The 16,894-nt window shown below is 68.0% G+C and carries 13 protein-coding genes; 12 read left to right on the top strand and 1 reads right to left on the bottom strand.

Translation table 11 applies throughout. From position 1 onward, the window contains the following. Window positions 1-103: 103 nt before the first annotated feature. The 3 genes from N5C88_RS21805 (at window position 104) to N5C88_RS21795 (ending at window position 4,596) form a co-directional block, all read left to right on the top strand. Window positions 104-616 carry an ATP-binding protein gene (locus tag N5C88_RS21805; protein ID WP_251879746.1) on the top strand — a complete coding sequence of 171 codons (513 nt, stop codon included), beginning with the start codon at window positions 104-106 and terminating at the stop codon, window positions 614-616. Window positions 617-685: 69 nt separating this feature from the next. Next, on the top strand, window positions 686-2,329 hold the full coding sequence (locus tag N5C88_RS21800) for a VRR-NUC domain-containing protein (RefSeq protein WP_280016213.1): 1,644 nt from the start codon (window positions 686-688) through the stop codon (window positions 2,327-2,329). Continuing rightward, complete coding sequence (locus N5C88_RS21795; RefSeq protein ID WP_280016212.1) at window positions 2,326-4,596, top strand: ATP-dependent DNA helicase; 2,271 nt, start codon at window positions 2,326-2,328, stop codon at window positions 4,594-4,596. The genes N5C88_RS21800 and N5C88_RS21795 overlap by 4 nt, the downstream gene beginning before the upstream one ends. Here N5C88_RS21795 and N5C88_RS21790 read toward each other — a convergent pair whose 3' ends face one another. Then, the gene (locus tag N5C88_RS21790; RefSeq protein WP_059373127.1) at window positions 4,597-5,004 is read right to left on the bottom strand and encodes a group III truncated hemoglobin; all 408 of its coding nucleotides are present in this window, start codon (window positions 5,002-5,004) and stop codon (window positions 4,597-4,599) included. Window positions 5,005-5,221: 217 nt separating this feature from the next. On the opposite strand from N5C88_RS21790, the gene N5C88_RS21785 reads away from it, so the two are divergent. From N5C88_RS21785 to N5C88_RS21745, 9 genes are all read left to right on the top strand, one after another. Then, on the top strand, window positions 5,222-6,703 hold the full coding sequence (locus N5C88_RS21785; RefSeq protein WP_118933289.1) for an amidase: 1,482 nt from the start codon (window positions 5,222-5,224) through the stop codon (window positions 6,701-6,703). Between the two features lie 248 nt (window positions 6,704-6,951). Next, window positions 6,952-8,571, top strand: a complete 1,620-nt coding sequence (locus N5C88_RS21780) for a methyl-accepting chemotaxis protein (protein WP_059373124.1) — start codon at window positions 6,952-6,954, stop codon at window positions 8,569-8,571. A gap of 8 nt (window positions 8,572-8,579) precedes the next feature. Next, entirely contained in the window at window positions 8,580-9,107 is a 528-nt protein-coding gene (locus tag N5C88_RS21775) for a chemotaxis protein CheW (RefSeq protein ID WP_205736606.1), read from the top strand. After that, window positions 9,104-10,387, top strand: a complete 1,284-nt coding sequence (locus tag N5C88_RS21770) for a CheR family methyltransferase (protein WP_280016211.1) — start codon at window positions 9,104-9,106, stop codon at window positions 10,385-10,387. The genes N5C88_RS21775 and N5C88_RS21770 overlap by 4 nt, the downstream gene beginning before the upstream one ends. 1 nt (window position 10,388) lies before the next feature. After that, window positions 10,389-11,042, top strand: coding sequence for a chemotaxis protein CheW (locus N5C88_RS21765; RefSeq protein ID WP_223283417.1), 654 nt, complete (start codon window positions 10,389-10,391; stop codon window positions 11,040-11,042). Further along, window positions 11,039-13,297 carry a hybrid sensor histidine kinase/response regulator gene (locus tag N5C88_RS21760; protein WP_280016210.1) on the top strand — a complete coding sequence of 753 codons (2,259 nt, stop codon included), beginning with the start codon at window positions 11,039-11,041 and terminating at the stop codon, window positions 13,295-13,297. The genes N5C88_RS21765 and N5C88_RS21760 overlap by 4 nt, the downstream gene beginning before the upstream one ends. Further along, on the top strand, window positions 13,294-14,304 hold the full coding sequence (locus tag N5C88_RS21755; RefSeq protein ID WP_059373119.1) for a chemotaxis response regulator protein-glutamate methylesterase: 1,011 nt from the start codon (window positions 13,294-13,296) through the stop codon (window positions 14,302-14,304). The genes N5C88_RS21760 and N5C88_RS21755 overlap by 4 nt, the downstream gene beginning before the upstream one ends. 34 nt (window positions 14,305-14,338) lie before the next feature. Next, the gene (locus N5C88_RS21750) at window positions 14,339-15,352 is read left to right on the top strand and encodes a PleD family two-component system response regulator (protein WP_059373117.1); all 1,014 of its coding nucleotides are present in this window, start codon (window positions 14,339-14,341) and stop codon (window positions 15,350-15,352) included. 290 nt (window positions 15,353-15,642) lie between these two features. Continuing rightward, window positions 15,643-16,894, top strand: a 1,252-nt coding sequence (locus tag N5C88_RS21745) for a cystathionine gamma-synthase family protein (protein WP_280016209.1), incomplete at its 3' end; no start/stop codon positions are given.

Genomic DNA, 16,894 nt, shown 5'->3' with positions numbered 1-16,894 from the left:
CATGGTGGGTTAGCGCGCGTCGGTACATCGCTACATAAACCCGCCAGAGGCGGGTTTTTTGTTGGCCCGCCTCCTGCCGCAGTTTTTTCCAGGAGAGCACTTCATGATGTCCACAGAACCTTCCACCACGGCCACGCCCATGCTGCACTTCCTGTGCGGCAAGATCGGCGCCGGCAAATCCACGCTGGCGCAGGCGCTGGCGGCGCGGCCCGGCACCATCCTGCTCAGCGAGGACAGCTGGCTGGCGACGCTGTACCCCGGAGAGATCGTGGACCTGACCGACTACGCCCGCTGCGCCAGCCGCCTGCGCAACGCCATGGGCAGCCATGTGGCGGCGCTGGTCAGGGCGGGTTTGTCGGTGGTGCTGGACTTCCCGGCCAACACGCGGCGCAGCCGCGCATGGCTACGCCAGGTGGCGCAAGAGGCCGGCTGCGCCCATCAGCTGCATTTCCTGGATCTGCCCGACGAGGTCTGCAAGGCCAGGCTGCGCGCGCGCAATGCCTCGGGCACGCACCCATACACCACCACGGACGAACAATACGACGCGATCACGGCGTACTTCGTCGAGCCGGAAGAAGACGAAGGTTTCGTTCTGGTGCGCCACGGGCAGGCCTGAAGCGCGGGACGCGGGCCGGGCGCGCCTGCTATGATTGCTGGATAAATATCCAGTCCTCCGGCCCGGCCGATGTTTCCCGCCTACCGTTACTACTATCTGCACAACTTCCAGCGCGCGCTGACCTGGGTGGGCGAGCGCTACGCCGACCTGCTGGACGACGCCGAGCGCCGCTTCATGGCGGAATTTCCCGCCTTGCCGCAGGCATCCCAGGCCCTGATGGTGCGCATGCTGATGCGGCGTGGCCCCTGGTTCCGCGCCAGCCGGCTGACCTACGAAGAGATCGGCGCGACGGAGGCCGCCGCGGGCCCGCTGCTGCAATTGGGCTGGCTGGACGCGCAGGCGCCGATGACGCTGGATGAACTCTTCGGCCTGCATACCAAGCCGGAGCTGAACCGCATGTTTGCGCAGCTGCCGGCCAAGTCCGCCTCGCGCAAGGGCGATCTGCTGGAGGCCGCGCGCGCGGCGGGCGCGGATGCGCGGCCTTATGCGGACTGGAATCCCGCGGCGGACGAGCCGGTTTGGCGCGTCACCGTATCGGACATCTGCGAGCGATTCCGTCTGATGTTTTTCGGCAATCTGCACCAGGACTGGTCGGAGTTCGTGCTGGCCGACCTGGGCGTGTTTCAGTACGAGACCGTGCCGTTCGACGCCTCGTCGCGCGCGTTCCAGACGCGTGAAGACGTGGACTGCTATCTGGCGCTGCACGCTTGCCGCGTCGCGCTGGAAGAGGGGGCCGATGCCGATGCGCTGATGCTGGCCGTCCAGGCCTGCGCCAGCGGCAACCCCTGGCTGGAAAAGCGCCGGGCCAAGGTTCTGCTGCGCATTGGGCAGGCTTGCGAGCGGTTGCAGGACTGGGGCACCGCGCAACGCGTGTACGAGGCCTGCGCGTATCCCGGCGCGCGCCACCGCCGCATCCGCGTGTATGAGCGCATGGCGCGGCACGGCGACGCATTGGCCCTGGCGCTGCAGGCCCAGGCTCAGCCTGAAAGCGAAGAGGAAAGCCAGCGCCTGGCGCGCATGCTGCCGCGGCTGTACCGTGGCGCAGGGCAGGGCGCTCCGGCGCGCGAACCGGCTCCCGCCTTGCTGCGCACCGATCTGACGCTGGCGCGGCCGGCAGAGCCCGCTTCGGTGGAGTTCGTCACGCGCGACCACCTGCACCGCGACGATGCGCCCGTGCACTACGTGGAAAATGCGCTGATCAATTCGTTGTTCGGACTGCTGTGCTGGCCCGCGGTGTTCGCGCCCTTGCCGGGCGCTTTCTTCCACCCGTTCCAACGCGGCCCGGCCGACCTGGACGCGCCGGATTTCCATGAGCGCCGCGCGGCGCTGTTCACCCAGTGCTTGGCGCAGCTGGACACGCCGGGCTACCGCGACCTGATCCTGCAACGCTATGTCGAAAAATCCGGCCTGCAATCGCCCTTCGTTTTCTGGGGCGCGCTGTCGGAGGACCTGCTGACGCAGGCGCTGGACTGCCTGCCTGCCGCCCACTTGAAGCTGTACTTCGAACGCCTGCTGCGCGACGTCAAGACCAACCGCTCCGGCCTGCCGGACCTGATCCGCTTCTGGCCGGTCGAGCGCCGCTATGAACTGATCGAGGTCAAGGGGCCGGGCGACAAGCTGCAGGACAACCAGATCCGCTGGCTGCGGTATTGCGTGTCGCATGGCATGCCGGTGCGGGTGTGCCACGTCAGCTGGCGCGAGGACGGCGCATGAGCTATGCCGTGGCGGTGCGCGCCCTGTGCGAATTCACGGCGCGGGCAGGGGATCTGGACCTGCGCTTCACGCCCGCGCCCACCGGCCTGGAGGGCATGGCGGGCCACGCGGCCGTGACGGGCCGCCGGGGGCCGGATTACGAGACCGAGGTGGCGCTGTCCGGCCAGCATGAAAATCTGCTGGTGCGCGGCCGCGCCGACGGCTACGACCCCGTGGCCAAGCAACTCGAAGAAATCAAGACCTACCGCGGCCAACTCGATAGCGTGCGCGACAACCACCGCGCCGTGCATTGGGCGCAGGCCAAGGTGTATGGGCATCTGCTCTGCCAGGCGCGCGGACTCGCAAGCCTGCGCGTGGCGCTGGTGTACTACAACGTGGTCACCGAGGAAGAGACGGTGCTGGTGGAAACGCATGAGGCCGCCGCGCTGGAGGCGTTCTTCCGCGAGCAATGCGGACGATTCCTGGCCAGGGCGGCGACGGAACTGGCGCACCGCCAGTCGCGCGACGCGGCGTTGGAGGCGCTGAAGTTTCCGCACGGCGAATTCCGCGCGGGTCAGCGCGAGCTCGCCGTGGCCGCGTACCGCACGGCCCGCGACGGCGGTTGCCTGATGGCGCAGGCGCCCACCGGCATAGGCAAGACGCTGGGGACGATTTTTCCGCTGCTCAAGGCCAGCCCGGGCGCGGGCCTGGACAAGATCTTCTTCCTGGCCGCCAAGAGCCCGGGCCGCGGCCTGGCACTGGAGGCGCTGGACACGGTCAACGCGCAGCCCGCCGCGCCCGGCTTGCGGGTGCTGGATCTGCAGGCGCGCGACAAGACCTGCGTGCATCCGGACCTGGCCTGCCATGGCGAATCCTGTCCGCTGGCCCAGGGCTTCTACGACCGCTTGCCGCAGGCGCGCGAGGCCGCGCTGGCGCACGCGCGGCTGGATGCCGCGACGGTGGCCGCGGCCGCGCGCGAACACCAGGTCTGTCCGTACTACCTGTCGCAGGAGCTGATCCGCTGGAGCGACGTGGTGGTGGGCGACTACAACTACTACTACGACGCCACGGCAATGCTGTACGCCATGACGCAGGCCTACCAGTGGAAGGTGTCCGTGCTGGTGGACGAGGCCCACAACCTGGTCGACCGGGCGCGCCGCATGTACACGGGCGAGCTCGACCAGGGCTCGCTGGCGGCGGCGCGCTACGCCGCGCCCAAGGGGTTGAAGAAGTCCCTGGATGGCTTGCAGCGCTCATGGAACGCGCTCAACAAGAAGCAGGCGGAGCGCTACCAGGCCTATGACGAAGTCGCGGCCGGGGTGCTGGCCGCGGTGCAGAAGGCGGTCGGCGCGATCATGGAGCACATGGCCGAAAACCCGTTGCCGCAGGATGATCCCGTGCTGGGGTTCTATTTCGAGGCCTTGCAGTTCATGCGCCTGGCCGAGCAATTCGGCTCGCATGCGCTGTTCGACGTGACCTTGTCGGACGCCAGCGCGGCCGGCGCCAAGACGCCGCCCTCCGTGCTGTGCGTGCGCAACGTGATCCCGGCGCCGTACCTCGCGGCGCGTTACGCGGCCGCGCACGCCACGGTGCTGTTCTCGGGCACGCTGAGCCCGCAGCAGTTCTACCGCGACACGCTGGGCCTGCCCGCGGCCACCCCCTGGCTCGACGTGGCCGCGCCATTCCAGGCCGAGCAGCTGGCGGTGAGGGTGGTGGGCAATGTGTCCACGCGCTATCGCGACCGCGAGCGCTCGCTGTCGCCCATCGTCGAACTGATTGCGCGGCAATACGCCGAGCGGCCGGGGAACTACCTGGGCTTTCTCAGCAGCTTCGACTATCTGCGCCAGGTGTCGGACCTGATGCGCGAGCGCCATCCTTCGGTGCCGATCTGGCTGCAGACGCCGGGCATGGACGAGGCGGGCCGCGCCGCGTTCCTGGCGCGCTTTACCGAAACGGGGCAGGGCGTGGGTTTCGCGGTGCTGGGCGGCGCTTTTTCAGAAGGCGTGGACCTGCCCGGCAAGCGGCTGATCGGCGCGTTCATCGCCACGCTGGGGTTGCCGCAGGTGAATCCCGTGAACGAGAACATGAAGCGCGCCATGGACTTGCGCTATGGCGTGGAGAACGGCTACGACTACACCTACCTGTACCCCGGCATGCAAAAGGTGGTGCAGGCGGCGGGCCGCGTCATCCGCACGGAACACGACGTGGGCACGGTGCACCTGATCGACGACCGCTACCGCCGCGCCAAGGTGCGCGGCTTGTTGCCCGGCTGGTGGCGAGTGGAGTGATCAGGCCGGGCGCAACTCGGTCAGCGGCTGGTTGGGATCGCGGCTGAGCTGGTAGCCGTACCACAGGCTGCGCGCCATGCGCCTGGCCATTTCCTGTGCCGCGTCGGCCAGGGCGCGGTTGGGCAGGGCGTCGGTGGTCTCCTGCCACAGCGCCAGCCAGCGCTCGAACAGTTCCGCGCTGAGATGCGGCATGGCGGCATGCTTGGGCATGGGCATGCCGGTGAAGCGGCGTGTGCCCAGCAGCACGGCGGACCAGAAATCCGACAGGGTCGCCAGATGCTCGTCCCAGTCGTGCACTTGACTGTTGAAGACCGGGCCCAGCTGCGCGTCGGCGCGCGCCTTGCCGTAGAAGGCGTGCACCAGGTCGCGGATTTCGGCTTCGGTGCAGATGTCGGCGGTCGAGTTCAAGCTCGTCTCCTTGGGGGGCGGATGGCGATCTTAGGGCGGGTGCGCCCGCCAGCGGTTTGATCTGGCGCAAGTTTTCCGGCCTGCCGCGCGATCCGGCGCGGCAAGCGCGGCGCCTGTGGTTTGCGTAGTATTGTCTGCCTGCGCGGCCGGCGTCCGGCAAGCGCGACCCCATATGAACAGGCGCCCCGAGTCGAAGGCGCGCCGCAAGGAGACCCGCATGACCATTGCCGCCCCGGCCGCAGCCGCCCCATTGAACGACATCGTGGCGCTGCCCGCGCACGCGCTGTCCGAGGCGATCCGCAAGCGTCAGGTGTCTTGCCGCGAGGTCATGGCGGCCTATCTGGCGCACATCGACCGGGTCAATCCCAAGCTCAACGCCATCGTTGCGCGGCGCGACAGCGACGAACTGCTGCGCGAAGCCGATGAGCGCGACGCCCAACTGGCCGCGGGACAGTGGCTGGGCTGGCTGCATGGCATGCCGCAGGCGCCCAAGGACCTGACCGCGGTGCGCGGCATGGTCACGTCCATGGGCTCGCTGGTCTACAAGGATCAGGTCACGGCGCATGACTCCATCATCATCGAACGCATGCGCGCGTCCGGCGCCATCTTCATCGGCCGCAGCAACGTGCCGGAGTTCGGCTTGGGCTCGCACACCTATAACCAGGTGTATGGCGCCACCGGCAACCCCTACGATCCTTCCCGGACAGCGGGCGGCAGCAGCGGCGGGGCGGCGGCTGCGCTGGCGGCGCGCATGTTGCCGGTGGCGGACGGCAGCGATTTCGGCGGCTCGTTGCGCAATCCCGCGGCGTTCTGCAACGTCTACGGCATGCGTCCGTCCGCCGGCCGGGTGCCTTACGGGCCATCGACCGAGGTGTTCCTCAAGCAGCTCGCGTTTGAGGGGCCGATGGGCCGCACGCCGCGCGACGTGGCCATGCTGCTGTCCGTGATGGCCGGCCCCGATCGCCGCGTGCCGTTGTCCCTGACCGGCGACCCGGCGCAGTTCGCCCAGCCGCTGGACGCCGACCTGCGCGGCAAGCGCGTGGGCTGGCTGGGCGACTGGAATGGCTATCTGCCGATGGAGGCGGGCATTCTGGAACTGTGCGAGCAGGCGCTGGCCGACCTGGCGCAGACCGGCTGCGTAGCGGTCGACTACCGGGTGCCATTCGCCGGCGAGCGCCTCTGGCGCATCTGGCTGGCCCACCGCCACCTGATGGTGGGCGGACAACTGCACCCCCTGGTCCAGAATCCCGAAACCCGCAAGCTGGTGAAGCCCGCCGTGGTCTGGGAGGTCGAAGGGCTGGAAGGCATGACGGCGCGGCAGGTTTACCAGGCCACGGAAGAGCGTAGCGCCTGGTATCAGACCGTGCTGCGCATGTTCGAGGACGTGGATTATCTGGCGGTGCCGTCGGCCCAGGTGTTCCCCTTCGACGCGGCGCTGGACTGGCCCAAGGAGATCGCCGGGCGTCCCATGGACACTTATCACCGCTGGATGGAGACCGTTACGCCCTGGACGCTGGCGGGCTGCCCGGTGATCAGCGTGCCGGTGGGATTCAACGCCGCCGGGCTGCCCATGGGCATGCAGCTTATCGGGCCGCCGCAGGCCGACCTGGCCGTGCTGCAGCTTGCGCACGCCTACGGGCAGGCGCGCGACTGGGTGCAATCCCGCCCGCCCGCAACGCTCTGGAGCGGCGCCGCCTGAAAACGGGTCCGGTACGCATTGTTGCGGGAAAAGACAAGCCCTTGTAAGAGGGCTTTGCTTTTTTCCGACGCAAAGCGCCATATTTCCGGCAATTTCCGCGTTTTACGTGGCTGTCGGCGTTTGCCTTTGCAATAATTGTCGACCAACTCACAACATCCCGTAATAAATGGACAGCCTTGTGTCCCTGGTTTTGTTCCAGAATATTTCGGTCCAATCGACGAGTTGATTTTGCATAGAGGTCTCCCGGCATGAAGAATCTGACACTACGCCAGCGCATCCTGGCCAGCTTCCTGGCGATTCTGGCCATCATGGCGTTGATGGTGGTGATGGATTACCGGCGCCTGCTGGTCATCGAGTCCGAAGTCGAGCTGATCAATAACGATGCCGTGCCCGGCATCTACTACAGCACCTCGATCCGCGCCTCCTGGTTCGCCGGTTTCGTGCTGGTCCAGGATGCCTTCAACATGGAGACGGAGCAGGAACGCAGCAGCATCCTGGCGGGTCTGCCCGAAACCGACAAGCTGCTGGCGGAACACACTGAACAGTACCGCCGCACCATCGCGCGCGACGATGACCGGCAGATGTTCGAGGAGTTCGAGAAAGAACTGCAGGAGTACAGGCGCATTCGCGCCAACATTCTTGCACCCGCCACGCTGGCGGACCCGGCGCGGGCGCAGGGGCTGATCAAGGCCGAACTGCGGCCGGCGTTCTACAAGGGCCGCGACATCCTCGCCAGGATGGTGCTGGAAAACAAGAAACAGGCCGATGAAGCGGCCGTCGCCATCAAGCAATCGGTGAGCAGCGCCGAAACTCGCATGCTGCTGTCGCTGGGCCTGGCGATCGTGGCCGCCATCATCTGCGGCATCCTGCTGATGCGCGCCATCGCCAATCCCATGCGCGCCATCGTCAAGACGCTGGAGGCCACCGGCGGCGGCGATTTGACGCGGCGCCTGACGCTGGCGCGCAAGGACGAATTCAACGCCATCGAAACCGGCTTCAACGGCATGGTGGACGAGCTGACCGGGCTGGTCGGCAAGACGCAGCGCTCCGCGGTGCAGGTGGCCACCTCCGTTACCGAGATCGCGGCCACCTCCAAGCAGCAGCAGGCGACGGCTTCCGAAGTCGCCGCCACCACCACCGAGATCGGCGTGACCTCGCGCGAAATTTCCGCGACCTCGCGCGAGCTGGTCCGCACCATGGCCGAAGTCTCCGGCGCCGCCGAGCAGACCGCGGCGCTGGCGGGCAGCGGCCAGGTGGGCCTGGCGCGCATGGAAGACACCATGCGCAACGTGGTCGGCGCGGCCGGTTCGGTCAACGCCAAGCTGGCGATCCTGAACGAGAAGGCCGGCAATATCACACAAGTGGTTACTACCATCACGAAAGTGGCGGACCAGACCAACCTGCTGTCGCTGAACGCGGCGATCGAGGCCGAGAAGGCGGGCGAATACGGCCGCGGCTTCGTGGTGGTGGCGACCGAGATCCGCCGGTTGGCGGACCAGACCGCCGTCGCTACCTACGACATCGAGCAGATGGTGCGCGAGATCCAGTCCTCCGTGTCGGCCGGCGTCATGGGCATGGACAAGTTCTCCGAGGAAGTGCGGCGCGGCATGGCCGACATGCAACAGGTGGGCGACCAGCTGTCGCAGATCATCCAGCAGGTGCAGACGCTGGCGCCGCGCGTGCAGATGGTCAACGAAGGCATGCAGGCGCAGGCCACCGGCGCCGAACAGATCAACCAGGCCTTGCAACAGCTGAGCGACGCCGCCCAGCAGACCGTGGAATCGCTGCGCCAGTCCACGCTGGCGATCGAGGAACTGACGCTGGTCGCCAACGACCTGCGCAGCGGCGTTTCGCGCTTCAAGGTGTGATGGTTGCCATGGCGCAGCACGCTCCCTCTGCCGCGGCCGGACGCCGGCTGTACCTGCTGTTCCGCATCGGCGGCGACCGCTATGCGCTGGACGCAAGAGACATTGCCGAGGTGCTGGGCCTGCGCCAGTTCAAGCAGGTGCCGGGCGCGCCCGCGTGGGTGGCCGGCGTGATGGACCGCCGCGGCGTGGCAGTGCCCGTCATCGACATGAGCGCGCTGGCGGGGGGCGGAGCGGCCGCCGCCGTGACCAGCACCCGGCTGGCCCTGGTGCGCTATCAGGCGCAGGCGGGCGGGCCGGAGCATCTGCTGGGACTGATCCTGGAGCAGGCGACCGAAACCGTGCACTACGATCCCGCCGCGTTCCAGTCCGGCGGCCTGGACAATCCGCAGGCGCGCTATCTGGGCGCGGTGCTCGGCGATGCCGGCGGCATGGTGCAGGCCGTCAACGTGGACGACCTGCTGCCCGCCCCGGTGCGGGCGCTGCTGTTTCCCGCCCATGCCGATGCCGCTGGCGCGGCGCGCGAGGCGCGGCCATGATGCTGATCGACGAGTTCAGCGCCTTGCTCAAGCGGCGCATGGGCCTGGATAGCGGCTCCATCGGCAAGGCCGCCGTGGAGCGCGCGGTGCGGCGCAGAATGGGCATGGCCGGCATTGCCGACGAACAGGACTATCTGTGGCAGGTGCAGGCTGCACCCGCCGAGATGCAGCAGCTGATCGAAGCGGTCATCGTGCCGGAGACCTGGTTTTTTCGTTATCCCGAATCGCAGACGGCCATGGCCGCGCTGGCGCGGGCGCGCCTGTACGTCGCGGGCGCCGAAGGCCGTGTGCTGCGCGTGCTGAGCGTGCCCTGTTCCAGCGGCGAGGAGCCTTACTCCATTGCCATGGCGCTGCTGGACGCCGGCGTGCCCGCCGAACGCTTCCAGATCGACGCCTTCGACATCAGCGTGCGCATGGTCGAGTTCGCGCGGCGCGGCCTGTACGGCCGCAATTCGTTCCGCGGCGATGACCTGGGCTATCGCGACCGTTATTTTTCCGAGACCGCCGACGGCCACCAACTGGCCGCCCAGGTGGCGGCGCAGGTGCGGTTTCAGGCGGGCAACCTGTTCGATCCCGATCTGCTGGCCGGGGTGGCGCCTTATGACTTCGTGTTCTGCCGCAACCTGCTCATCTACTTCGACGCGGCGACGCAGGCCCGCGCGGTGCAGGTGCTGCGCAGCTTCACGCGCGAGGACGGCGTGCTTTTCGTCGGCCCGGCCGAAACCACCTTGCTGACGGGCCGCAGGCTGCCCGCGGTGCCGATGGCGCGTTCGTTCGCCTTTCTGGCCAAGCCGCTGCCGCCGCCCGCGGAGCCTGCCGCGCCGGTGGCTGCGCGGCCCATCGTGCACAGCTGGACGCCGCCCAGGAGGCCGTTGGCCCAGGCGCCGGAGCCAGGCCTGCCTTTGGCGCATGCGCCCATGCCGGCGATACCCGCGGCGCCCGTGGCCGCCTCGGCCGCGTTGCCCGACGCGCAGGCCTCCTTGCGCCATATCGCGACCCTGGCCGACCAGGGCCGGGTGCAGGACGCGATGACGCAGTGCCTGGCGCACATAGGCGCCCACGGCGCGAGCGCCGAGGCCCTGTATCTGCAAGGCCTGCTGCAGGACGCGGCAGGCGACGCGCGCCAGGCGCAAGCGGCCTACCGCAAGGCGCTCTACCTGGATCCGACCCATCGCGAAGCCCTGCTGCACCTGGCCGCGCTGGTGGCGTCGGACGGCGATCACGAAGCGGCCAGCCGCCTGCAGGCGCGCGCGGCGCGCGGGGAGGCGCGACGTGGATGAAATGATGCACGCGCTGTCCGACGTGGACGACTGCTGGAACCGCATCGGCATCCGCGGCGATAAGAGTTGCGCGCAATTGGCCGAGCACGTGCACTGCCGCAACTGTCCGGTCTATGCGGCGGCGGCCAAGCGCATACTTGACCGTCTGCCACCGCAAATGGAAGAGCAGGGCGCCGAAGCGGCCCCGCAGGAGCGCGGCAGGCTGTCTTCGCTGCTGGTGTTCCGCGTGCACCGCGAATGGCTGGGACTGCCGACCCGCGCGCTGGACGAAGTCGCCGGCAGCCGCGGCATCCTGAGCCTGCCGCACCGCCGTGACCCGGCGATGCTGGGCGTGACCAACGTGCGCGGCTCCCTTACCGTGTGCGTATCGCTGGCGCGCCTGCTGGGCCTGGAGGCCGCGGTCGAGGACGCGCGCGAGCGGCCCGCCACGGCGCGCATGCTGATCCTGGGCGGCGCGGGCCGCGCGGTGGTCGTGCCGGTGGATGAGGTCGAAGGCATGCATGCCGTGGACCTGGACGGGCTGGAGCCCCTGCCCGCGACCGTGGAGGGCGCAAGCCTCAAGTACTCGCGCGGCATGGCCCGCTGCGGCGGACGCGCGGTGGGCGTGTTGGACGAGACCTTGCTGATGCAAGCTTTGGAACGGAGCCTGGCGTGAATCCGGAACAGATGCGCGACGCTTCGCTTCTGGAATTGTTCCAGCTGGAGACCCGCACCCAGGTGCAGGTGCTGAACAAGGGCCTGCTGGCGCTGGAACACGACCCCACGTCCGCGCCGCAGTTGGAAGCCTGCATGCGCGCGGCGCATTCGCTCAAGGGCGCGGCCCGCATCGTCGATCTGCATCCGGCGGTGCGCATCGCGCACTCCATGGAGGATTGCCTGGTCGAGGCGCGCGAAGGCCGGCTGCGGCTGCAGGCCGCGGACATCGACGCCCTGTTGATGGGCGCGGACCTGTTGCAGCGCGTGGCCACGCCGGGCGCGGAGCTGGGCAGCGAGATCGACGAACTGGTGGCGCGGCTGAGCAATGCGCCGCATGCGCTGCCGGCAGCGCCGGCTGCCGCGCCGCTCCCCAAGCCCGCGGATTTCCTGCCGCCGATTCCGGTCCTGGATGAGCCGCCCGCCACCGCGCCGCAACGGCGCAGCTCGGACGCGGGATTGGGCGAAGGCGAACGCGTGCTGCGCGTGACGGCCGACACCCTCAACAAATTGCTGGGCCTGTCCAGCGAAACCCTGGTGGAGTCGCACTGGATCGCGCCCTTCGGCGCGTCCATGCTGCGTCTGAAGCGCATGCAGGCGGGCGCGGTCCAGGCGTTGGACGGCGTGCGCGCGGCCCTGGCTGGCCAGGCGCTGGACGCGCAGGCGCAAGCCGCGCTGGACGATGCCTTGCGCATCGTCCAGCAATGCCAGCAGGAGCTGTCGCAGCGCACCAGCGAGGTCGACGAATTCGGCTGGCGCATGGGCCACCTGGCCCAGCGTCTGTACGACACCGCGTTGGCCTGCCGCATGCGGCCGTTCGGCGACGGGGTGGGCGGCATGGCGCGCATGGTCCGCGATGTAGGCCGCGCGCTGGGCAAGCAGGTGCGGCTGGAGATCGAAGGCGAATCCACCCAGGTGGATCGCGACATCCTGGAAAAGCTGGATGCGCCGCTGATGCACCTGCTGCGCAACGCAGTGGACCACGGCATCGAGATGCCGCAGGACCGGCTGGCCGCGGGCAAGCCGGCCGAAGGCCGGATCAGGCTGTCGGCGCGCCATGCGGCCGGCATGCTGCTGATCGAACTGAGCGACGACGGCGCCGGCATTTCCTTGGACCGGCTGCGCGTGGAAGTGGTGCAGCGCAAGCTGGCCAGCGCGGAAACCGCGGCCAGGCTGACCGAGGCCGAGCTGCTGGAGTTCCTGTTCCTGTCGGGTTTCAGCACGCGCGGCGAAGTCACGGAGATCTCGGGGCGCGGCGTGGGGCTGGACGTGGTGCAGACCATGGTGCGCCAGTTGCGCGGCGCGGTGCGCATCCAGCAAGTGACGGGGCAGGGCACCCGTTTCATGCTGGAGATGCCCTTGTCGCTGTCGGTGGTGCGCAGCCTGCTGGTCGAGGTGCAGGAAGAGATCTACGCTTTCCCGCTGGCCTACGTCAACCACGCGCTGCAAGTGCGCGCCGAAGACATCGAACAGCTCGAAGGGCATCAGCATTTCCGTTTCATGGACCGCCAGATCGGGCTGGTTTCCGCGCGCCAGATCCTGCGCACGGGCGGCGCCGCGCCGGCCGCCGAAACGGTGTGCGTGGTGCTGGTGGGCGACCACGACCGGCTTTACGGCGTGGCCGTGGACCGCTACGTGGGCGAACGCACGCTGGTGGTGCAGCCCCTGGACCCGCGCCTGGGCAAGGTGCAGGACGTGATGGCGGGCGCCCTGATGGACGACGGTACGCCGCTATTGATCCTGGACGTGGAAGACATGCTGGTGTCGGTGCAGAAGCTGGTGGAAGGCGGACAGCTGAGCCGGGTGGACGGCGCGGGCGCGGCCGAACAGGCGCGGCGGCGCAAGCGCGTGCTGGTGGTGGACGACTCGCTCACGGTGCGGGAGCTGGAACGCAAGCTGCTGCTGAACCGCGGCTTCGACGTGGCCGTGGCCGTGGACGGCATGGACGGCTGGAACATGTTGCGCAGCGAGGCATTCGACCTGGTGGTGACCGACGTGGACATGCCGCGCATGGACGGCATCGAACTGGTGTCGCGCATCAAGGCCGATCCCAAGCTGCAGGGCCTGCCGGTGATGGTGGTGTCGTACAAGGACAGGGAAGAAGACAGGAGGCGCGGGCTGGACGCAGGCGCCGACTATTATCTGGCCAAGGGCAGCTTCCATGACGACGCGCTGCTCGACGCGGTGGAAGACCTGATCGGAAAGGCGCGCACGTGAGAGTCGGAATCGTCAACGACATGCCGATGGCAGTGGAAGTGCTGCGGCGCGCGATCGCGCTGGAGCCGGGGCTGGACCTCGCCTGGGTCGCGACCAACGGCCAGGAGGCCGTGGACCTGTGCGCCCGCGACCGGCCGGACGTGGTGCTGATGGACCTCATCATGCCCATCATGGACGGCGTCGAAGCCACGCGCCGCATCATGGCCGAAACGCCCTGCGCGATCGTGGTGGTGACCGCCGACGTGGCGCGCCATACCTCGCGCGTGTTCGACGCCATGGGCCACGGGGCGCTGGACGCGGCGGACACGCCAGTGATCGGCAGCGGCGACATGCGCATGGCGGCGGCGCCGCTGCTGCGCAAGATCCGCAACGTGGGCTGGCTGATCGGCCGCTACGGCAAGCGGCCCGCCCTGACGCCGGTCGCACGGCCCATGCAGCTGGCGGACGCCAAGCGGCTCCTGGTCATTGGCGCGTCGGCTGGCGGCCCGCCGGCGCTGGCGCAACTGCTGAAGGGAATCCCGCCGGAGTTCCCCGCCGGCATCGTGCTGGTACAGCACGTGGACGCCTCGTTTGCCGCGGGCATGGCGGACTGGCTCAATGAACAGGCGCCGCTGCCCGTCAGGCTGGTGCGCGAGGGCGAATGGCCCGAGCCCGGCCAGATACTGCTGGCTGGCACGGGCGATCACCTGCACATGTTGGCCGACGGTACGCTGCGTTACACCGAAACCCCCAAGGAAAGCCTGTACCGGCCTTCCATCGACGTTTTTTTCCATAGCGTGGCGCAGCACTGGCGCGGCCTGGCCGTCGGCGTGCTGCTGACGGGCATGGGCCAGGATGGCGCGCGCGGGCTGAAGGCGCTGCGCGAGCGCGGCTACCTGACGATTGCGCAGGACCAGGCCAGCAGCGCCGTCTACGGCATGCCCAAGGCCGCGGCCGCCATGCAGGCGGCCGTGGAAATCCGCCCATTGGACCAAATCGCTCCCCGCGTGATCCAGGCCTTTGCCTGAGCGCGCGGACCACGACAGCATTCAAGGACTCACTATGCAACCTCCCATTGACAGCTCGGCTTCGGCGAACCTGAATTCGCATGCGGCCATGGTGTTGCTCGTCGACGACCAGGTGATGGTCGGCGAGGCCATCAGACGGGCCCTGGCCACGGAGGGCAACATCGACTTCCACTATTGCTCGGACCCGGAAAAAGCGCTGACCGTGGCGATCCAGACCCGGCCCACCGTCATCCTGCAGGACCTGGTGCTACCGGGCGTGGACGGACTGAGCCTGGTACAGGAGTACCGTGGCCATCCGGTGACGCGCGACATCCCCATCATCGTGCTGTCCACCAAGGAAGATCCGGCGATCAAGAGCGCGGCCTTTGCCGCCGGCGCCAACGACTACCTGGTCAAGCTGCCCGACTCCATTGAACTGGTGGCGCGCATCCGCTATCACTCGCGCTCGTATCTGGCGCTGGTGCAGCGCGACGAGGCCTACCAGGCCTTGCGCCAGAGCCAGCAGCAACTGCTGGAAAGCAATATGGAGCTGCGCCGGCTGACCAATTCCGACGGCCTGACGGGCCTGGGCAACCGCCGTTATTTCGATGAGTACCTGAATGCGGAATGGCAGCGCGCGCGCCGCGACGGCCGCGAAATCAGCATGCTCATGATCGACGTGGACCACTTCAAGGCCTACAACGACACCTATGGCCACATCGCTGGCGACGAGGCGCTCAAGCGGGTGGCCAACACTATCTTCGCCAGTTGCGACCGGTCCACCGACCTGGCGGCGCGATTCGGCGGCGAAGAGTTCGCGCTGGTGCTGCCGGGCACGCCGGCCGGCAGCGCGCGGCTGGCCGCCGAGAAGCTGCGCCGCGCCGTCGAGGCCATGCAGATTCCGCAGAAGGACACGGGTGATGGCCCCTGGCTGACGGTCAGCATAGGCACGGCCACGGCGGTGCCTCAGGGCGACCAGCCTTGCACCGACCTGATCCAGGTGGCCGACCGCGGCCTCTATCAAGCCAAGCGGCAGGGCCGCAACCGCGTCGTTCCCGGCGTGATGTAGGGGCGCGGCCGCGGGCAGGCTGCGCCAGCCATCTTCCGCGGGATCTCATGATTTTCCAAGCGATTGCGCCAAGTCGATGTAACCCGGCAGCGTCTTTCATGAAATCCTGGTGAAGAGAAATATTGTTTCTCACTGTCCCTGCCGGACGATGCAGGTGGAAGGGCCCTTGAGGCCGGCCACCGTCATTCTTCCATGCAGTCCGGGGCCGGCAGCGCTATCGTTTCCGCATGCGTGACGCGTCTGCCCGGCGGCCCGGCCGGGCATCCGGAAACCAGACAGAGAGGCACAGCATGAGTTACTCCAGCTATCACAAGAAGGACATTTTCGGCCGCCCGCTGCATGCCGAAACCCAGATGATGTCCTACGGCTTCGACCCCTTCCTGTCGGAGGGCGCGGTCAAGCCGCCGGTGTTCCTGACGTCCACCTTCGCGTTCCGCTCGGCCGAGGACGGCGCGGCGTTCTTCGACCTGGTTTCGGGCCGCAAGCCCTTGCCGCAGGGGGAGTCGGCGGGGCTGGTGTACAGCCGCTTCAACCATCCCAATCTGGAAATCGTCGAAGACCGCCTGGCGCTGCTGGATGGTTCGGAAGATGCCGCGGTGACTTCCAGCGGCATGTCGGCGATCAGCGCGGTGTTCCTGGCCTTTCTGCGGCCGGGCGATCAACTGGTGCAGTCCGTGCCGCTGTATGGCGGCACCGAGACCTTGATCTCCAAGATCTTCCCGGAGTGGGGCATAGGCTCGCATGCGGTCGAAGACGGCCTGTCGGCCAAGAGCATGCGCACCGCGCTGGAGGCCGCGGCGGCCCAGGGGCCGGTGCGCCTGTTTTTTGTTGAAACGCCCGCCAATCCGACCAATGCGCTGATCGATTTCGAAGCCATGAAGAATGAGCTGGACGCCTTCGAAACGCGGCACGGCTATCGTCCCGTGTCGGTGTGCGACAACACGCTGCTGGGTCCGATCTTCCAGAAGCCGGCCGAGCATGGCGTGGATCTGTGCGTGTATTCGCTGACCAAGTACGTGGGCGGCCACAGCGACCTGGTTGCGGGGGCCGTCACCGGCAGCAAGGCGCTGATCAAGAAGGTGCGCGCCATCCGCAGCGCGTTCGGCTCGCAGCTGGACCCGCATTCCTGCTGGATGATCACGCGCTCGATGGAAACCGTGGTGCTGCGCATGAAGCAGGCCGCGCGCACGGCGACCAAGGTGGCCCAATGGCTGTCCGGCAATCCACATGAAAAAGTGCAGATCTTCCATCCGGAAATGATTGCCGACCGGGCCTACCAGGACGTCTACAAGCGCCAGTGCACCGGGCCCGGCTCGACCTTCGCCTTCGTGCTGGAGGGCGGGCGCGCCAAGGCCTTTCGCTTCATCAATGCGCTGCACCTGTTCAAGTCGGCCGTCAGCCTGGGCGGCACCGAATCGCTGATCTGCCATCCGGCGTCCACCACGCATTCCGGCGTCCCGGCGGCCGAGCGCGACGCGGCCGGCGTGTCCGAGGGGCTGGTGCGCGTGTCGATCGGACTGGAGCACGAGGAAGACCTGATCG

It is taken from the genome of Achromobacter sp. GD03932 (assembly GCF_029839485.1).
In the GTDB taxonomy this organism is placed as follows: domain Bacteria; phylum Pseudomonadota; class Gammaproteobacteria; order Burkholderiales; family Burkholderiaceae_B; genus Achromobacter; species Achromobacter bronchisepticus_A.
The sequence above is the reverse complement of the archived record's forward strand: the minus strand, read 5'-3'. Positions and strand labels throughout refer to the sequence as shown.

Bases quoted from the DNA above. Each gene is read 5' to 3' on its own strand.
- N5C88_RS21805 (WP_251879746.1), top strand. From the start codon at position 104: ATGATGTCCACAGAACCTTCCACCACGGCCACGCCCATGCTGCACTTC.
- N5C88_RS21800 (WP_280016213.1), top strand. From the start codon at position 686: ATGTTTCCCGCCTACCGTTACTACTATCTGCACAACTTCCAGCGCGCG.
- N5C88_RS21795 (WP_280016212.1), top strand. From the start codon at position 2,326: ATGAGCTATGCCGTGGCGGTGCGCGCCCTGTGCGAATTCACGGCGCGG.
- N5C88_RS21785 (WP_118933289.1), top strand. From the start codon at position 5,222: ATGACCATTGCCGCCCCGGCCGCAGCCGCCCCATTGAACGACATCGTG.
- N5C88_RS21780 (WP_059373124.1), top strand. From the start codon at position 6,952: ATGAAGAATCTGACACTACGCCAGCGCATCCTGGCCAGCTTCCTGGCG.
- N5C88_RS21775 (WP_205736606.1), top strand. From the start codon at position 8,580: ATGGCGCAGCACGCTCCCTCTGCCGCGGCCGGACGCCGGCTGTACCTG.
- N5C88_RS21770 (WP_280016211.1), top strand. From the start codon at position 9,104: ATGATGCTGATCGACGAGTTCAGCGCCTTGCTCAAGCGGCGCATGGGC.
- N5C88_RS21765 (WP_223283417.1), top strand. From the start codon at position 10,389: ATGATGCACGCGCTGTCCGACGTGGACGACTGCTGGAACCGCATCGGC.
- N5C88_RS21750 (WP_059373117.1), top strand. From the start codon at position 14,339: ATGCAACCTCCCATTGACAGCTCGGCTTCGGCGAACCTGAATTCGCAT.